We start from the raw sequence: 12,586 nt of genomic DNA, 5'->3' as shown, positions 1-12,586 counted from the left end.
GCCCCATACGGGCTCTGGTACAGGGGCAACATCGACAACGGCATCCCCGCCCCGTCCCGGTGTGTTGCCGTGACCGGATCCCGGGACTGCACCAGTTACGGCGCCTCCGTGACAGGGGACATGGCGTACGGGCTGGCCCAACGCGGCATCTGCGTCATCGCAGGGCTCGCATACGGCATCGATGCACACGCGCACCGGGCCGCGTTGGCCGGAGCACTGGAGCGGTCCTGAAGAGCTTCGATGCCGTCGTCGCGGTAGCGGTGGACCCACTTCGTGAGTGTGGAGCGGGCGATGCCTGCTTCGGCGGCGACGTGGGCGATGGGACGGCCATCGGTTTCGACACGTTCGACCAGGCGGAGCCTTCCGGCAGGGGTCAGCGGCGAATTACGGTGGGTCATGGAACGGGTCTCTTCCAGCAGATGGACGGCTTCAGCACCACCCATCGTGCCGGTCAGGGACCCGTTCCTTCATCCCCGATCCGTGACTACAACGTCATGACCCGCAACACCTAGCTTGTCGCCCAGGCCGCCCGGAAGTTTGTCACCGAGGCCACCGGGAAGCTTCTGCAGCTGGTCGGCAGGATTGATGCCAAGCCTGGACAAAGGTGCTTCCCACCCTCCCTGAATATGGAGCCGGGACAAGGCCCCCAGTCCGGCGCCGCCTTCCGGGATGGGCGTCCGCCTCCGGCCGGCCGCGGTTAGCATGGAAGGATGGGCTCCGGGGAAACTGCACCGATCTACTGGGACAGCCGCGACCTCACTCCCTTCGGCCAGCCATACCTTCGCACTCCGGTCCACGACCTTGCCGGAGGTGTGGGCGGCCTGCTGACCGGCGTCCTGGGCGGGCGCAATCCCGCCCTGCTGTCCGTCGACGGCGAGGTGCCCCGGCTCAAGCGGCTGATGCCCAAGCCGGCCAAGGCGGTCCACGAGGCTGTCTTCACGAGCCGCGAACCGGAACGCCTGATCACCCTGGCGCGCGCCTACCCCGGCTGGGCCGGTCTCTGCTACCTGATGGCCGGACTGCTGATATACAAGCATGGCGGCTACCTGCGGGCTTCCGAGCTCCTCCAGCGCGGCCTCACCACCAGGAACGACGACGAGGCGAACCGCTACTCCTCCACCTACCTCACCCGGATCGTCACCAGGATAGAACTGGCCGAGCGGGTGGAGATCCCCGTCCTGTTCAGTGAGGAATCGGTGTTCCTGGCCCTCGCCCACTCGCTCCGCGAGACGGGCCGCACGGAAGCTGCTCTCGATGCGCTCACCGGGCTGCCGCCGTCGCTGCCCATGGCCCTGGCGCGCTGCTCGCTGGCCCTTGGGCTGGGTCGAACCCGGACCGTCATCGACTGGACCGACGGACTGCTGAACGCGGACGATCTTTCCGCCGCCCTGCTGCTGGTCCGCGCCCGTGCCTTGCGCAGGGAGGGCCGGCTGGACGCCGCACACCAAGCCATCGCTGAGGTACTCCGCCGTCGCAAGACCCACCTGACGCTCCGCAATGATGCGTTGACTGACCGGGCGCTGCTGGTGCTGGAATCGAGCCGCCGGACGCTGAACCCGCGTGACTGGGGGCGCCGGCGCCCGGACCCGGAACCGCAGCGTGAGCTTGGGGCACCGGTACCGATCCGCAAGGACGAGGAGATGCGGCGGATCTGGGAGCAGGACTGGAAGGAACTCAACGGGGACTAGAAGCCCCGGGCCGGTGCTACGCCCGGCCGGCCAGGAGCGGCACCAGCTGCTCCCCGAGCAGCACGGCCCCCAGCGCCACCATGATGATGCCGCTGGCGAGGGTGACTGCCCGGGCGGCGCCCGGCCTGCTTCGCAGCAGCGTGCGTGAGAGCAGGGCCACCACGGTGTAGACCACGCCCACCAGGACAACGAACGTCATGCCGAGCAGTCCGGACTGCACGGGCACGGGCAGGGAAGCATTGGCGCTGATGAACTGTGGGATGAGCGCCACGTAGAAGAGCAGGCCCTTGGGGTTGATCCCGCTGGTGCCGATGCCCTGCAGGAAGGTGCGCAGCTGGGTGCCGGAGCCGCCGTCGGCATGGGCGCTGAAGGTGGCCCTCCGCCAGGACCGGAGGGTTCCCACCCCGAGCCACAGCAGGTAGCCGGCACCTGCCAGGGTGATCCAGCCCAGGACGCCGGGCAACCCGGCCAGCACCGCGGCCAGTCCTGCCACCAGCAGGACCGTGTGCAGGATATATCCGCCGCATAGTCCTGCCACCGCCGGAACGAAACTGCGCTGCCTCAGTCCCGCTGCGATGGTGTAGGCCCAGTCCACTCCCGGCGTGCACGCCAGGGCGGCGGCCACCACCAAAAAGGCCAGGAACAGCTGCGGATTCATGGTTTCCTCCTGTCGGAATACTCTCAGGAGCAACCATAGGGAGAATTCAGCCAAAAGTGCTGTCCGGTTTTCGCCCGACCCACCGCCGGACCGATATGTTTATTGCGTGATCGACAGTATCGACAGGAATATTTTGCGCCACCTCCAGGAGGATGGCAGGATGACGGCCACGGCGCTTGCATCCAAGGTGGGGCTGACGGTGGCACCATGCCACCGGAGACTGAGGGAACTGGAACAGTCCGGAGTCATCCGCGGCTACAAGGCGGACGTCGACCCGGCTGCGGTGGGCCTGGGGTTCGAGGCGATCGTGTTCGTCACGCTCCGCCAGGTGGACAGGTCCACGATGGAGATCTTTGAGAACCGGGTGGCAGCGAACCCGAACATCATTGAGGCCCAGCGGCTGTTCGGCTCGCCGGACTACCTGCTGAAGATCATCGCCGAAGACCTGCCGGCCTACCAGCGTTTCTATGACACCGAGCTCACATCCCTTCCTGGCGTGGAGCGGCTGACGTCAACGCTGGTCATGAAGAACCTGAAGTCGAACGCCGGGCCGCCGGTGTAGCCGCTGGGCAACGGTTACCCTTCGAGCAATCCGGTGGTGCGGTACGGGATGACCTCGCGCAGGAACATGCTCGTGGACGTCCTGACGATGCCGGGGCAGAGACGGATTTCTTCGGAGACGCGGTAGAGGTCGTCAGGGCTTTTGGCCACCACGCGGATGAGGAGGTCGGTGTCCCCGGCCGGCGCGTGGCACTCCAGGACTTCGGGGATCCGCCGCAGTGCATCGATGGCCTCATTCAAGTGGCTTTGGTCAAGTTCTGCGCTGACGGCCGCCGCGACGCCGCGCCCCAGGGCCGATGGCAGGACGCGGCTGCTGTTGGGCCGGAGGGCGCCCGACGCCGCCATCCGCTCCATCCGTGACTGCACGGTTCCGCGTGCCAGGCCCAGCTTTTGCGCGAGCACCATGACCGGGATCCGGGGGTCCTGATCCAGTGCATTCAGGATCCGCTTGTCTGTTGCGTCCAGTTCCTGCAATCTGATCACTTCCTGCCTGCTCCCGCGTAAGGAATTGATCAGTATGACTAACCAAAGTCCTGCTTGTTGTACCAACTGTAGGTGGTCTGTTGGAATGGTGGCAATAAGGGCAAAAGCTACCGCTCGAACCCGCAGGCTTACAGGTTTCCCGGCACACCACCCGCACCCTGGACACCGCCTCCCGCAAGGAGGCCGCCGCTGAATGAGGCTTGTTCACACCATGCTCACTCTGCAAACACGGCAAGAGCCCCTGGGTTACCGACGTCGGAATTCCGCTGTCATCGGTAGCTGAGGGGCTCTTGTGTCGTTCGGTCTAGGGTTGGTTCATGACCTCCGCCGGCCGCTTCGCCCCCAGCCCCTCCGGCGAACTACATATCGGGAACCTCCGCACCGCCATGCTCGCCTGGCTCTTCGCCCGCTCCACCGGCCGGGCCTTCCTGTTGCGGGTGGAGGACCTCGACCGTGCCCGCGCCGGGGCGGAGGCGGAGCAGTTGCGGGACTTGGCCGCCATCGGCGTCACCTGGGACGGCGACGTGGTGAGGCAGACGGCCCGGGGGCCCCTCTATGCCGAGGCAATCACCCGGCTCACGCGGGCGGGCCTCACGTACGAGTGTTTCTGCACCCGCCGGGAGATCCAGGAGGCGGCGTCCGCGCCGCATGCCCCGCAGGGCGCCTACCCGGGAACCTGCCGAAGCCTGGAACGCGCGGAACTGGAGTTCAAGCGTTCCATCCGGCCCGCCGCCCTCCGCCTGCGGGCCGGCGTCGCGGAGTTCACCGTGACGGATGTCCTCCACGGCCAGTTCACGGGGGTGGTGGACGACTTTGTGCTGCGGCGCAACGACGGCGTCACGGCCTATAACCTTGCCGTGGTGGTGGACGATGCCGAACAGGGCATAGACCAAGTGGTCCGCGGTGATGACTTGCTCCCGTCCACGCCCCGCCAGGCGTATCTCGCAGGCCTCTTGAATATTCCAATACCGGAATATGCGCATGTTCCCCTTGTGGTGAACCACGACGGCGTGCGGCTGGCCAAGCGTGACGGTGCGGTCACGCTCGCTGACCTGGCGAAGACCGGGGTGGCGGCAGGGGAGGTCCGGGACACGCTGCTGACGTCCGTCGGACTGCCGGGCGGGACGCTGGAGCAGGCGTTGCCGGCCTTCCGCCCCGGAGCCCTGCCCCGGGAACCTTGGGTGTGGACACCCAAGGCGGCAACCACGCCCTAGGCTTAGTGCATGTCACGCGAGCACTTTCCGGAGCAGAGCCCCGCACCCAGGTTTACGGTGGAAACAGCCAAGGTCCTGGCCGAAGTGGCCCACAACAGGCAAAAGGACAAGCTGAAGCGCCCGTACCGGGAGCACGTCCTTGCCGTGGGCGATGCCCTGGCGGACTTCGACGACGAGATCCGGATCGCCGGGTACCTCCACGACATCGCCGAGGACACACCTATCACCCGCCAGGCACTGTTGGACATGGGGGTCCCGGAGCGTTCGGTGGAGATCATCGAGCGCGTCACTAACCGACTGCACAGCAACCCGGATGATTACCAGGCCGGCATGCTCGAGATCGCCCAGGACCATGACGCCGCCTTGGTCAAGATCGCCGACAATGCCCACAATTCGCTGCCGGAACGTGTCCAGGCGCTCGCGGCGAAGTGGCCGGACAAGCCTCCGGTCACCAAGTACCGTGATGCCAGGCCCGTGCTGTATGCCGCCGTGGAGGTGGAAGAAGTCCGGAAGATCCTGGCCCGGGCCAACCCATGGTTGCTTGAGGAATTCGACCGCCAGCTGGACGAGGCCGACGACACGGACTACGAAAACCTCCGGTACGACTCCGGTCCCGGGAGCTAGACCCGCCCCAGCGCCTCGATGTCCTCAAGGAAGTCCGCCTGCACTTCAGCGCTCACGGTGGTCCGGGTGTCACCGATGGCATCCAGGTAGTCCTGGGTGGAAGGGCCCTTCCGCACCGCCTCACGGACGGACACATCGCCCCCCGAGGCCAGCCCGCCGTCGTCGTACACTGCCTTTTCCAGGGCCCGCTGTGACGCGCTCCGGGCGGCATACTCGATATCCGCCGGGGAGAAACCATCGGTGCGCTCCACCAGGAGTTCCACGTCCACGCCGTCCACCACGGTGGCGGGGATGAAGCGCTGCCACATGGCTTCGCGTGCCTGCCGGTCCGGCAACCCGATGGGGATGACGTAGTCGAACCGACCGTGGCGCAGGAATGCAGAGTCCAGGGCGCGGATGAAGTTGGTGGCGCAGACCAGGAGCCTGCCGGGCTGTTCGCGGAACGCCGGGATGATCTTGAGCAGCTCGTTGGTCACGCCCTGCAGCGGCGACGGCGGGTCCCCGGCCCGTTGCGAGGCGATTTCCTCCACCTCGTCGATGAACACCACCGCGTGCTCCAACTCGGCGATTTCCAGGAAGGTTTCGCGCAGTGCGCCGGCCAGGCCCTGGGGATCACCGGCCAGCCGCGAGGGGAACACTTCCACGAACGGCCATTCGAGCCGGGACGCGATGGCCTTGGCGAAGGTGGTCTTGCCGGTGCCTGGGGGGCCGAACAGGACGACGGCGCGCGGCGGCACCACGCCGAATTCATCGGCCAGGTCCGCCTCGGCGAGTGGAAGCACCAGGCGGCGTTCGAGTAGTTCCTTTTCCTTGCGCATCCCCGCCACGTTTTCCCACAGGTCGCGTGCCAGGACCCGGCCGCCGAGCTGGCCGAGGGCACCGAGCTCCTGCCGCTGGACCGGGATGGTGCGTTCGAAGTAGCGGAGGTTCTTCTTGAGCGCGAAGCCGCGGCCCAGAAACGCCTCCACCCGGGTTTCGGATTCCGGCATCAGCGCCGAAAGCTTGTTCAGGCCATGCGGGGCCATCCGGCTTTCGACGGCGGCCAGCAGCGAGGTGCCGATGCCGCGGCCCCGGTATTCGGGCAGGGTGGCGAGGAAGACAATCCAGCCCTGGTCGTGGGCGGCCCGCCCGACGGCGGCGCCCACCACCTGCTCACCCAGCACCGCCACCACTGCATGGTCTTTTTCGCAGGAGGCGAGGACCTCGGACAGGGCATAGACGGGCTCCACGTTGTTGGCCTTAAGCGTCTCCCACAGGTGCAGGATCCCGTCCAGGTCCGCCGAATGGAAATCCCTGATCCGCCAGTTGGTCATGCGTTACTCCTGTTGGTTCGTCGTCGAGCCAGTCCCGGTGGGCCAGCGTTTGGCACCTGGAAGTGAGCTTATGCGACGCCGCCGCCCGGGAGGGTTGCGGCGGCGTTGCATGACGTCCACTCAGAGGCCCAGCGCGTCCATGGAGTGCCGCAGGGTGTCCGCAGAGTGACGCAGTGCTGCCAGCTCGTCGTCGTCCATGGGTGTCTCAAGAACCCGGTGCACGCCGCCGCGGCCCACCACGCTGGGCAGGGAAAGCGCCACCCCGGAGATCCCGTAGAGCCCCGACAGGACCGTGGATACGGGCAGGACGGCGTTGTCGTCGCGGAGCAGCGCTTCCACGATGCGGGCGCCGGAGAGGCCGATGGCGTAGTTCGTGGCCCCTTTGCCCGCGATGACCTTGTAAGCGGCCTGCACCACTTCCTTGGCGGCGCCCGTGAGGGATTCGGGCGTGAAGATCCGTTCCCCGCCAACCGTCCAGTCGCGGATCGGGACCGGGCCGATGGTGGCGCCGGACCACAGCGGGAATTCGGTGTCGCCGTGCTCGCCCACCATGCTGGCGTGGACGCTGGTGACGGAGACCCCTGCCCGGCGGGCCAACAGCCAGCGCAGCCGGGACGTGTCCAGTACCGTTCCGGAGGAGAAGATCCGCTCCGGGGGCAGTCCGGAAATCCGCTGCGCGGCCACCGTCAGGACATCGCACGGGTTGGTCACCAGGACATAGACAGCATCCGGTGCCCGCTCCAGCAGCGGCGGCATCAACTGCTCCAGGATCCGCACATTGGTGCCGGCCAGGTCCAGCCGGCTCTGGCCGGGGTTCTGCTTGGCGCCGGCCGTGATGACCACGACGTCGGCGCCTTCCGTAACGGCGATGTCCCCGCCGCCTGTTACGGTGGCCGACGCCGCGGCGAACTGGCTGCCATGGGCAAGGTCCAGGGCTTCAGCCTCCGCCTTGGGCGCGTTGACATCGAACAGTGCGATGTTGCTGGCAGAGCCGCGGATCAATGCTGCGTACGCCAGCGAGGTTCCGACGCTTCCCGCGCCTACCACCGCGAGCTTGGATCCTGCCATGGTGCACCCTTCCTTTCCGGAGCCGTTGAGTGTGTCCTACCCGAAGAGTAGCGTGGCCCACATCACTCGGCATCCCCTAGCCTCGCGTCAGGGCAGGAAGTATCCCGCGACGTCCGCGATGAACTGGCTGGTCCCTGAGGAGCGGTTGAAGATAGTCACCCTGCTGTCGGGTCCTACGGGGACGTTGACCAGGTTTGGGACAGTCTGGCCGGTTTTGAAATTCAGGTTGGAGGCGTTGGGCAAGGCGCTCCCGGAGGGGTAGGCGGTGAGAAAGCCGTAGGACTGGGATTCGGTGACTGTGAGGTTGAAAACGGCGGCGGACACCGTTGAAGGTATGCCATTGGTTCCGGCGATTTGGAAGGACACCGCTGAATCCGGCGCGGCAGGTGACGTTGTTCGGGTGTCCAGGAGCCGGGATGGCTTCATAGCGTGGAAGGCCCCTGACACGGTGGGTGTCCCGCCGATGTAGTACCCGGCGACGTCGGCTATCAGGTGCGTCCTTCCGGCGGAGCGGTTGAACAATGTGACTTTCCCGTCAGCACCGACCGGGACGGTGACCAGGTTCGGGACCGTCTGGCCCGGGCCGAAGTTTTCATTCGAGGCCTCCGGCCGGGTTGTTCCGGATGGGTAGGCGGTGACGAACCCGTCGGACTGCGGTTGGGTTACGGTCAAGTTGAAAACGACTCCGGAAACAGTCGGCGGGATCCCGTTGACCCCGCCTACCTGGAAGGACACGGAGGAGTCCGGACCCACGGGGACGCTGTTGCGGGTATCGAGGAACCGGGAGGGGCTCTGGGCCTGAAAGGTGCCGGCGGCCGTTGGAGTGCCTTGGAGGTAGTAACCGGATGTGTCAGCGATCAGGTCCGTGGTGCCTGAGGAGGTGTTCGTGAAGTTGATAGTGCCGTCGGCGCCTACTGGGGTCACGGAGGAGTTTGGGATGACCTGGCCCGGGCCGTAGTTTACGTTGGAAGTCGCTGGCGGTGCACCGCCTCCCGCGTATGCGGTGATGAACCCATCGGTAGCAGCGCCGCTGACGGTGATGTTCAGGGCAACCGCTGAAACTCCGGTCGCGGGGATCCCGCCGCGCCCCGTAACCTTGACGTTCACTGTCTGGCCCGGACCGATGGGTCGGGCCATGCCTCCGGTGCCGTTGCGGCTATCCAGGACGCGGTAGGGGGCCCGCGGGACGAACCCGCCAGCGGCCGTCACCGCCCCATTGCTGTCCTGGGGCCCGGCGTACAAGAGGCGGTTCGGTGTTCCTGCTCCCGGGTTTGAAACCATGCCCGTGGTTGCGGAGGACGTGAGGGAGTTTGCAACCTGGGCGGGGGTCCAGTCAGGGTGCTGGGTAAGGATCATGGCGGCAGCACCTGCAACGTGGGGTGCGGCCATCGAAGTGCCGTTGAGGACGGCTGTCGCCGCGTTGGACGTGTACCAGTCGGAGGTAATCTGAACTCCCGGAGCGTAGAGGTCCACACACGTCCCGTAATTGGAGAAGGACGCCTGCCGGTCCGTGATGTCGGAAGCGGCCACGGTCAGCGCCGCGGGCACGCGGGCCGGGGAACCGGCACAAGCGTCGGTGCCCGCATTACCGGCAGCAACTGTGACTGTGATCCCGTCATCGATGGCACCCTGGACGGCCGCATCCAGGACGCTGTCCGGGCTGCCGCCGATGCTGAGGTTGGCAACGGCCGGCTGTCCTGGCTGATGTTGTTGGACTATCCAGTCGAGGGCGGCAATGATGTCCGAATCCCAGCCGGTGCCGTCGCAGGCGAGTGCCCGGACCGGGACAAGGGTCGCCGATTTGGCCATGCCATAGGTAGTCCCTGCTGCGATGCCGGCCACGTGCGTTCCGTGGCCATTGCAGTCTACGGAGCCTTTACCGTCATTAATGCCGCCGTTTGATCCCACGCCGACGGCGTCGAAGCCCGCCTGTACGCGCCCCCCGAAGTCCTGGTGGGTGGACAGGATCCCGGTGTCGATCACGTACACCGCTACCCCGCTACCACCCGACGCGGGGGTATACGTGCTTGACAGCGGCAAAGTCCGCTGGTCGCTGCGGTCCGGGCCCCAGGGGGCGTTGTTCTGGGTAGCTTGGAGTTTCACCGGGCGGTCCGGCTCGATTCCAGCTACGCCCGGGGCCTTCGCCAGCGCTGCCGCCGCCTGGGGCGTTGCCACCGCCACGGTGCCCTTGAAGGCGTGCGAAAACGTACGTCCTGTCCGCAGCCCCCGGGCCTGCAGGGTAGCTGTCTGTTGGGCAGGATCGGCAGACCGGTCGTATCGGACGATGTAGCGCGTCTCCCCTGGCGCCGGGACGGTGGGTTCCTGTGCGACGCTGCTTTCCACGGTGGCACTTGCTCGCTGCGATGGTGATGCTTCCGCCGCCCCGATTGGCAGTAACACAAGCGCGGCGATGACTGCTGCCAGGCTCTGAACAAAAGGCATGCTGTTCGTCCCTTTGGGTAGTTTCCGGTGGAGAGATCGGTACGCGGCCATGCTAGTGCCGACCTTGTCCGGCACTACGCCGCGGGTGGCCGATCGAATAATCATCTGTGGTGAGACCCTTGAACTGAGACCTGGACATTGCTGGAGACGTATGCGGGTAACCCATGCCGCGAATCTCCAGCTCCGCGGGCTCTCGGGGTGATGCGTTCCCTGTCGAGAAGTTTAAGCGTCGGCTGCCCCCCCAACCCCCTTTCCGCCTCAACCCTGCGCAAAAGCTTGGCAACTTCTACGGCAGGCGGTTCCGGTGCGCATCACTAGAGGTTTGGACGCGGGCCTCTTCCTTTCCGGAGCCGTTGAGTGTGTCCTACCCGAAGAGTAGCGTGGCCCACGTCACTCAAACCCCCATTTAGGAGCCACCATGCCACATTTCGGACGCCGGCTCGCAGCTGTTACTGCCGCGCTGGCCATAAGCGTCACCACGGGGGCCGTCAGCCCCGCAGTCGCGACTAACCCGCATGAAGACGACGGGCGCCACACCGACAAGAACCCCACGGCCACCGGTTACGGCGGCGCGGTGAGTACTGTGGACCCGGAAGCGTCAGCGGCGGCCATCGATGTCCTCAGGCATGGCGGAAATGCCGTTGATGCCGCCGTAGCCGCGGCAGCCACCCTGGGGGTCACCGAACCTTACAGCGCCGGAATTGGCGGTGGCGGTTACTTCGTCTACTACGACGCGAAGTCCGGGAAAGTCAGCACCATCGATGGGCGGGAAACGGCGCCGGCGGGTATCACCCATGATGCCTTTATCGATCCGAAGACCGGCAAACCTTACAACTTCACGCCAGAACTCGTCACCAGCGGCGTCTCGGTGGGCGTCCCGGGAACGCCCGCCACGTGGGAACGCGCGCTGGAGCGTTGGGGGAAGTTCAGCCTGAAGAAGGCGCTGGAACCTGCCATTGAGGTCGCTGACCGCGGATTCGTGGTGGACAAGACGTTCAATCTTCAGACTACAGAGAACAAGGTCCGCTTCTCCGCTTTCCCCGCCACCAGCGACATCTACCTTCCGGGCGGCGAGGCGCCCGCCGTAGGATCAGTCCTGAAGAACCCCGACCTCGCAGACACCTACCGGCTATTGGCAGACAAGGGAATGGACGCGTTCTACAACGGACCGCTGGCCAAGGAGATCGCCAACACCGTGCAGAACCCGCCCAAGTCCAAGGACACCACCCTCCCAGTCCCCAAAGGCTCGATGACCGAGGAGGACCTGGAGCACTACAAAGCCCTGGACCAGGACCCCACGCATGTGAACTACCGGGGCTACGACGTCTACGGCATGGCGCCTTCCAGCAGCGGCGGCACCACGGTGGGCGAATCGCTGAACATCCTGGACGGGTTCGACCTGCCGGGACTGAAAAAGGACCAGTCGGCCGTCCTGCACCACTACCTCGAGGCCAGCGCGCTGGCTTTTGTGGACCGTGCCAAGTATGTGGGTGACCCCGCGTTTGTGAAGGTGCCCACCAAGGCAATGACTGATCCGATCTTCGGAAAGGAGCGCGCCTGCGAGCTTGATCCCACCCGTGCCGCAGCCAAGCCATTGACGACCGCCGGTGACGTCACCAACTACGACGGAACCTGCCCGGTGAAACCTGCCGCTGCCGGGGACGAGAAGGACACGGAAAACATCAACACCACCAACATGACCGTGTCGGACAAGTGGGGCAACGTGGTGGAGTACACGCTGACCATTGAACAGACCGGCGGCTCCGGCATGGTGGTTCCCGGACGCGGGTTCATCCTGAACAACGAGCTCACGGACTTCTCAGCCGTGTACGACAAGGCCGATCCCAACCGGATCGAGCCGGGCAAGCGGCCGCGTTCGTCCATGTCCCCCACCATCCTGCTGGAGGACGGCAAGCCGTTCCTGGCACTGGGCTCACCGGGCGGTTCCACAATCATCACCACCGTCCTGCAGACCATCGTCAACCGCATTGACCTGGGCATGAGCACCCCGGACGCCATCGCGGCCCCCCGTGCGTCCCAGCGGAATACCGCCAATGTGACAGCGGAACAGGCCTTCATTGACTCCCCGTCAGGCAAGGTCCTGGCGGCCCGCTATGGCCACACCTTTGTGGCGGCCGGTGCCCCGGGAACCTCCGCCTCGGAGATCGGGGCGGCCACCGCCATCGAATTCCTCGATGACGGGCGCACCCTGGCCGCAGCCGAGCCGGTAAGGCGCGGCGGAGGGTCAGCGTTGGTGGTCAAGCCGTCCAAGTGACGGCCGGGAACTGCCCTTAAACCCCGACGGCGGCACCCGGGTTCTGCGAATTCCAGAACCCAGGTGCCGCCGTCGGACGTCTTGCGGCAGCTACTTCTTGAAGGTGTCAGCCGGAGCGTTGGCGACTACCGGGGACGTGCCGGTGTAGCCGTCGCGGGTTTCGGCGATTTGGCGGATGCGGGTGCGGCAGGCGTACCAGCCGGCGACCATGAGGATGGAGGCGATGGCGGTGACGAGCATGGTCAGGGGTGAGTCGATGA

The 12,586-nt window shown here is 66.0% G+C and carries 11 protein-coding genes and 1 pseudogene; 6 read left to right on the top strand and 6 right to left on the bottom strand.

The annotated features are described in order from the left end of the window. Window positions 1-30 precede the first annotated feature (30 nt). On the top strand, window positions 31-231 hold the full coding sequence (locus tag PV772_RS22495; protein WP_347887639.1) for a DNA-processing protein DprA: 201 nt from the start codon (window positions 31-33) through the stop codon (window positions 229-231). Here PV772_RS22495 and PV772_RS22490 read toward each other — a convergent pair. Beyond that, a pseudogene (locus tag PV772_RS22490) lies at window positions 210-398 on the bottom strand (leucine zipper domain-containing protein); the annotation flags it as partial. The gene PV772_RS22495 and the pseudogene PV772_RS22490 sit on opposite strands and share 22 nt — an antisense overlap. Before the next feature lie 312 nt (window positions 399-710). Between PV772_RS22490 and PV772_RS22485 the strand changes: the two are divergent. Then, the gene (locus PV772_RS22485; protein ID WP_307361231.1) at window positions 711-1,688 is read left to right on the top strand and encodes a hypothetical protein; all 978 of its coding nucleotides are present in this window, start codon (window positions 711-713) and stop codon (window positions 1,686-1,688) included. A 16-nt stretch (window positions 1,689-1,704) separates the two neighbouring features. Here the strand turns inward: PV772_RS22485 and PV772_RS22480 are convergent, their stop codons facing one another. Continuing rightward, window positions 1,705-2,346 carry a LysE family translocator gene (locus PV772_RS22480; protein ID WP_347887638.1) on the bottom strand — a complete coding sequence of 214 codons (642 nt, stop codon included), beginning with the start codon at window positions 2,344-2,346 and terminating at the stop codon, window positions 1,705-1,707. Window positions 2,347-2,452: 106 nt separating this feature from the next. Between PV772_RS22480 and PV772_RS22475 the strand changes: the two genes are divergently transcribed. Continuing rightward, on the top strand, window positions 2,453-2,908 hold the full coding sequence (locus tag PV772_RS22475; protein ID WP_347887637.1) for an Lrp/AsnC family transcriptional regulator: 456 nt from the start codon (window positions 2,453-2,455) through the stop codon (window positions 2,906-2,908). Between the two features lie 14 nt (window positions 2,909-2,922). Here the strand turns inward: PV772_RS22475 and PV772_RS22470 are convergent, their stop codons facing one another. After that, window positions 2,923-3,381 (bottom strand): Lrp/AsnC family transcriptional regulator, encoded by a 459-nt coding sequence (locus tag PV772_RS22470; protein ID WP_210411392.1) that lies wholly within the window; start codon window positions 3,379-3,381, stop codon window positions 2,923-2,925. A gap of 326 nt (window positions 3,382-3,707) precedes the next feature. Between PV772_RS22470 and gluQRS the strand changes: the two genes are divergently transcribed. Both gluQRS and PV772_RS22460 read left to right on the top strand, forming a co-directional pair. Beyond that, window positions 3,708-4,604: a tRNA glutamyl-Q(34) synthetase GluQRS gene (gluQRS, locus tag PV772_RS22465; RefSeq protein WP_347887636.1), complete on the top strand. Its 897-nt coding sequence runs from the start codon at window positions 3,708-3,710 to the stop codon at window positions 4,602-4,604. 9 nt (window positions 4,605-4,613) lie between these two features. Continuing rightward, window positions 4,614-5,228, top strand: a complete 615-nt coding sequence (locus PV772_RS22460) for a phosphohydrolase (protein WP_347887635.1) — start codon at window positions 4,614-4,616, stop codon at window positions 5,226-5,228. Here PV772_RS22460 and PV772_RS22455 read toward each other — a convergent pair. The 3 genes from PV772_RS22455 to PV772_RS22445 form a co-directional block, all read right to left on the bottom strand. Continuing rightward, window positions 5,225-6,541 (bottom strand): GNAT family N-acetyltransferase, encoded by a 1,317-nt coding sequence (locus PV772_RS22455; protein WP_307361241.1) that lies wholly within the window; start codon window positions 6,539-6,541, stop codon window positions 5,225-5,227. The two genes, PV772_RS22460 and PV772_RS22455, sit on opposite strands and share 4 nt — an antisense overlap. A 120-nt stretch (window positions 6,542-6,661) precedes the next feature. Continuing rightward, window positions 6,662-7,609 (bottom strand): L-lactate dehydrogenase, encoded by a 948-nt coding sequence (locus PV772_RS22450; protein WP_347887634.1) that lies wholly within the window; start codon window positions 7,607-7,609, stop codon window positions 6,662-6,664. A gap of 87 nt (window positions 7,610-7,696) precedes the next feature. Beyond that, complete coding sequence (locus tag PV772_RS22445; RefSeq protein WP_347887633.1) at window positions 7,697-10,051, bottom strand: S8 family peptidase; 2,355 nt, start codon at window positions 10,049-10,051, stop codon at window positions 7,697-7,699. Between the two features lie 418 nt (window positions 10,052-10,469). On the opposite strand from PV772_RS22445, the gene ggt reads away from it, so the two are divergent. Continuing rightward, on the top strand, window positions 10,470-12,326 hold the full coding sequence (gene ggt, locus PV772_RS22440) for a gamma-glutamyltransferase (protein WP_347887632.1): 1,857 nt from the start codon (window positions 10,470-10,472) through the stop codon (window positions 12,324-12,326). Window positions 12,327-12,586: the final 260 nt, after the last annotated feature.

Origin of the sequence: Pseudarthrobacter sp. CC12, from assembly GCF_039907755.1 — a bacterium.
In the GTDB taxonomy this organism is placed as follows: Bacteria; Actinomycetota; Actinomycetes; order Actinomycetales; family Micrococcaceae; genus Arthrobacter; species Arthrobacter niigatensis.
This window is presented reverse-complemented; position numbering and strand designations above follow the sequence as displayed.

Coding starts and splice junctions, on each gene's coding strand:
- PV772_RS22485 (WP_307361231.1), top strand. CDS start 711: ATGGGCTCCGGGGAAACTGCACCGATCTACTGGGACAGCCGCGACCTC.
- PV772_RS22480 (WP_347887638.1), bottom strand. CDS start 2,346: ATGAATCCGCAGCTGTTCCTGGCCTTTTTGGTGGTGGCCGCCGCCCTG.
- gluQRS (WP_347887636.1), top strand. CDS start 3,708: ATGACCTCCGCCGGCCGCTTCGCCCCCAGCCCCTCCGGCGAACTACAT.
- PV772_RS22460 (WP_347887635.1), top strand. CDS start 4,614: ATGTCACGCGAGCACTTTCCGGAGCAGAGCCCCGCACCCAGGTTTACG.
- PV772_RS22455 (WP_307361241.1), bottom strand. CDS start 6,541: ATGACCAACTGGCGGATCAGGGATTTCCATTCGGCGGACCTGGACGGG.
- PV772_RS22450 (WP_347887634.1), bottom strand. CDS start 7,609: ATGGCAGGATCCAAGCTCGCGGTGGTAGGCGCGGGAAGCGTCGGAACC.
- PV772_RS22445 (WP_347887633.1), bottom strand. CDS start 10,051: ATGCCTTTTGTTCAGAGCCTGGCAGCAGTCATCGCCGCGCTTGTGTTA.
- ggt (WP_347887632.1), top strand. CDS start 10,470: ATGCCACATTTCGGACGCCGGCTCGCAGCTGTTACTGCCGCGCTGGCC.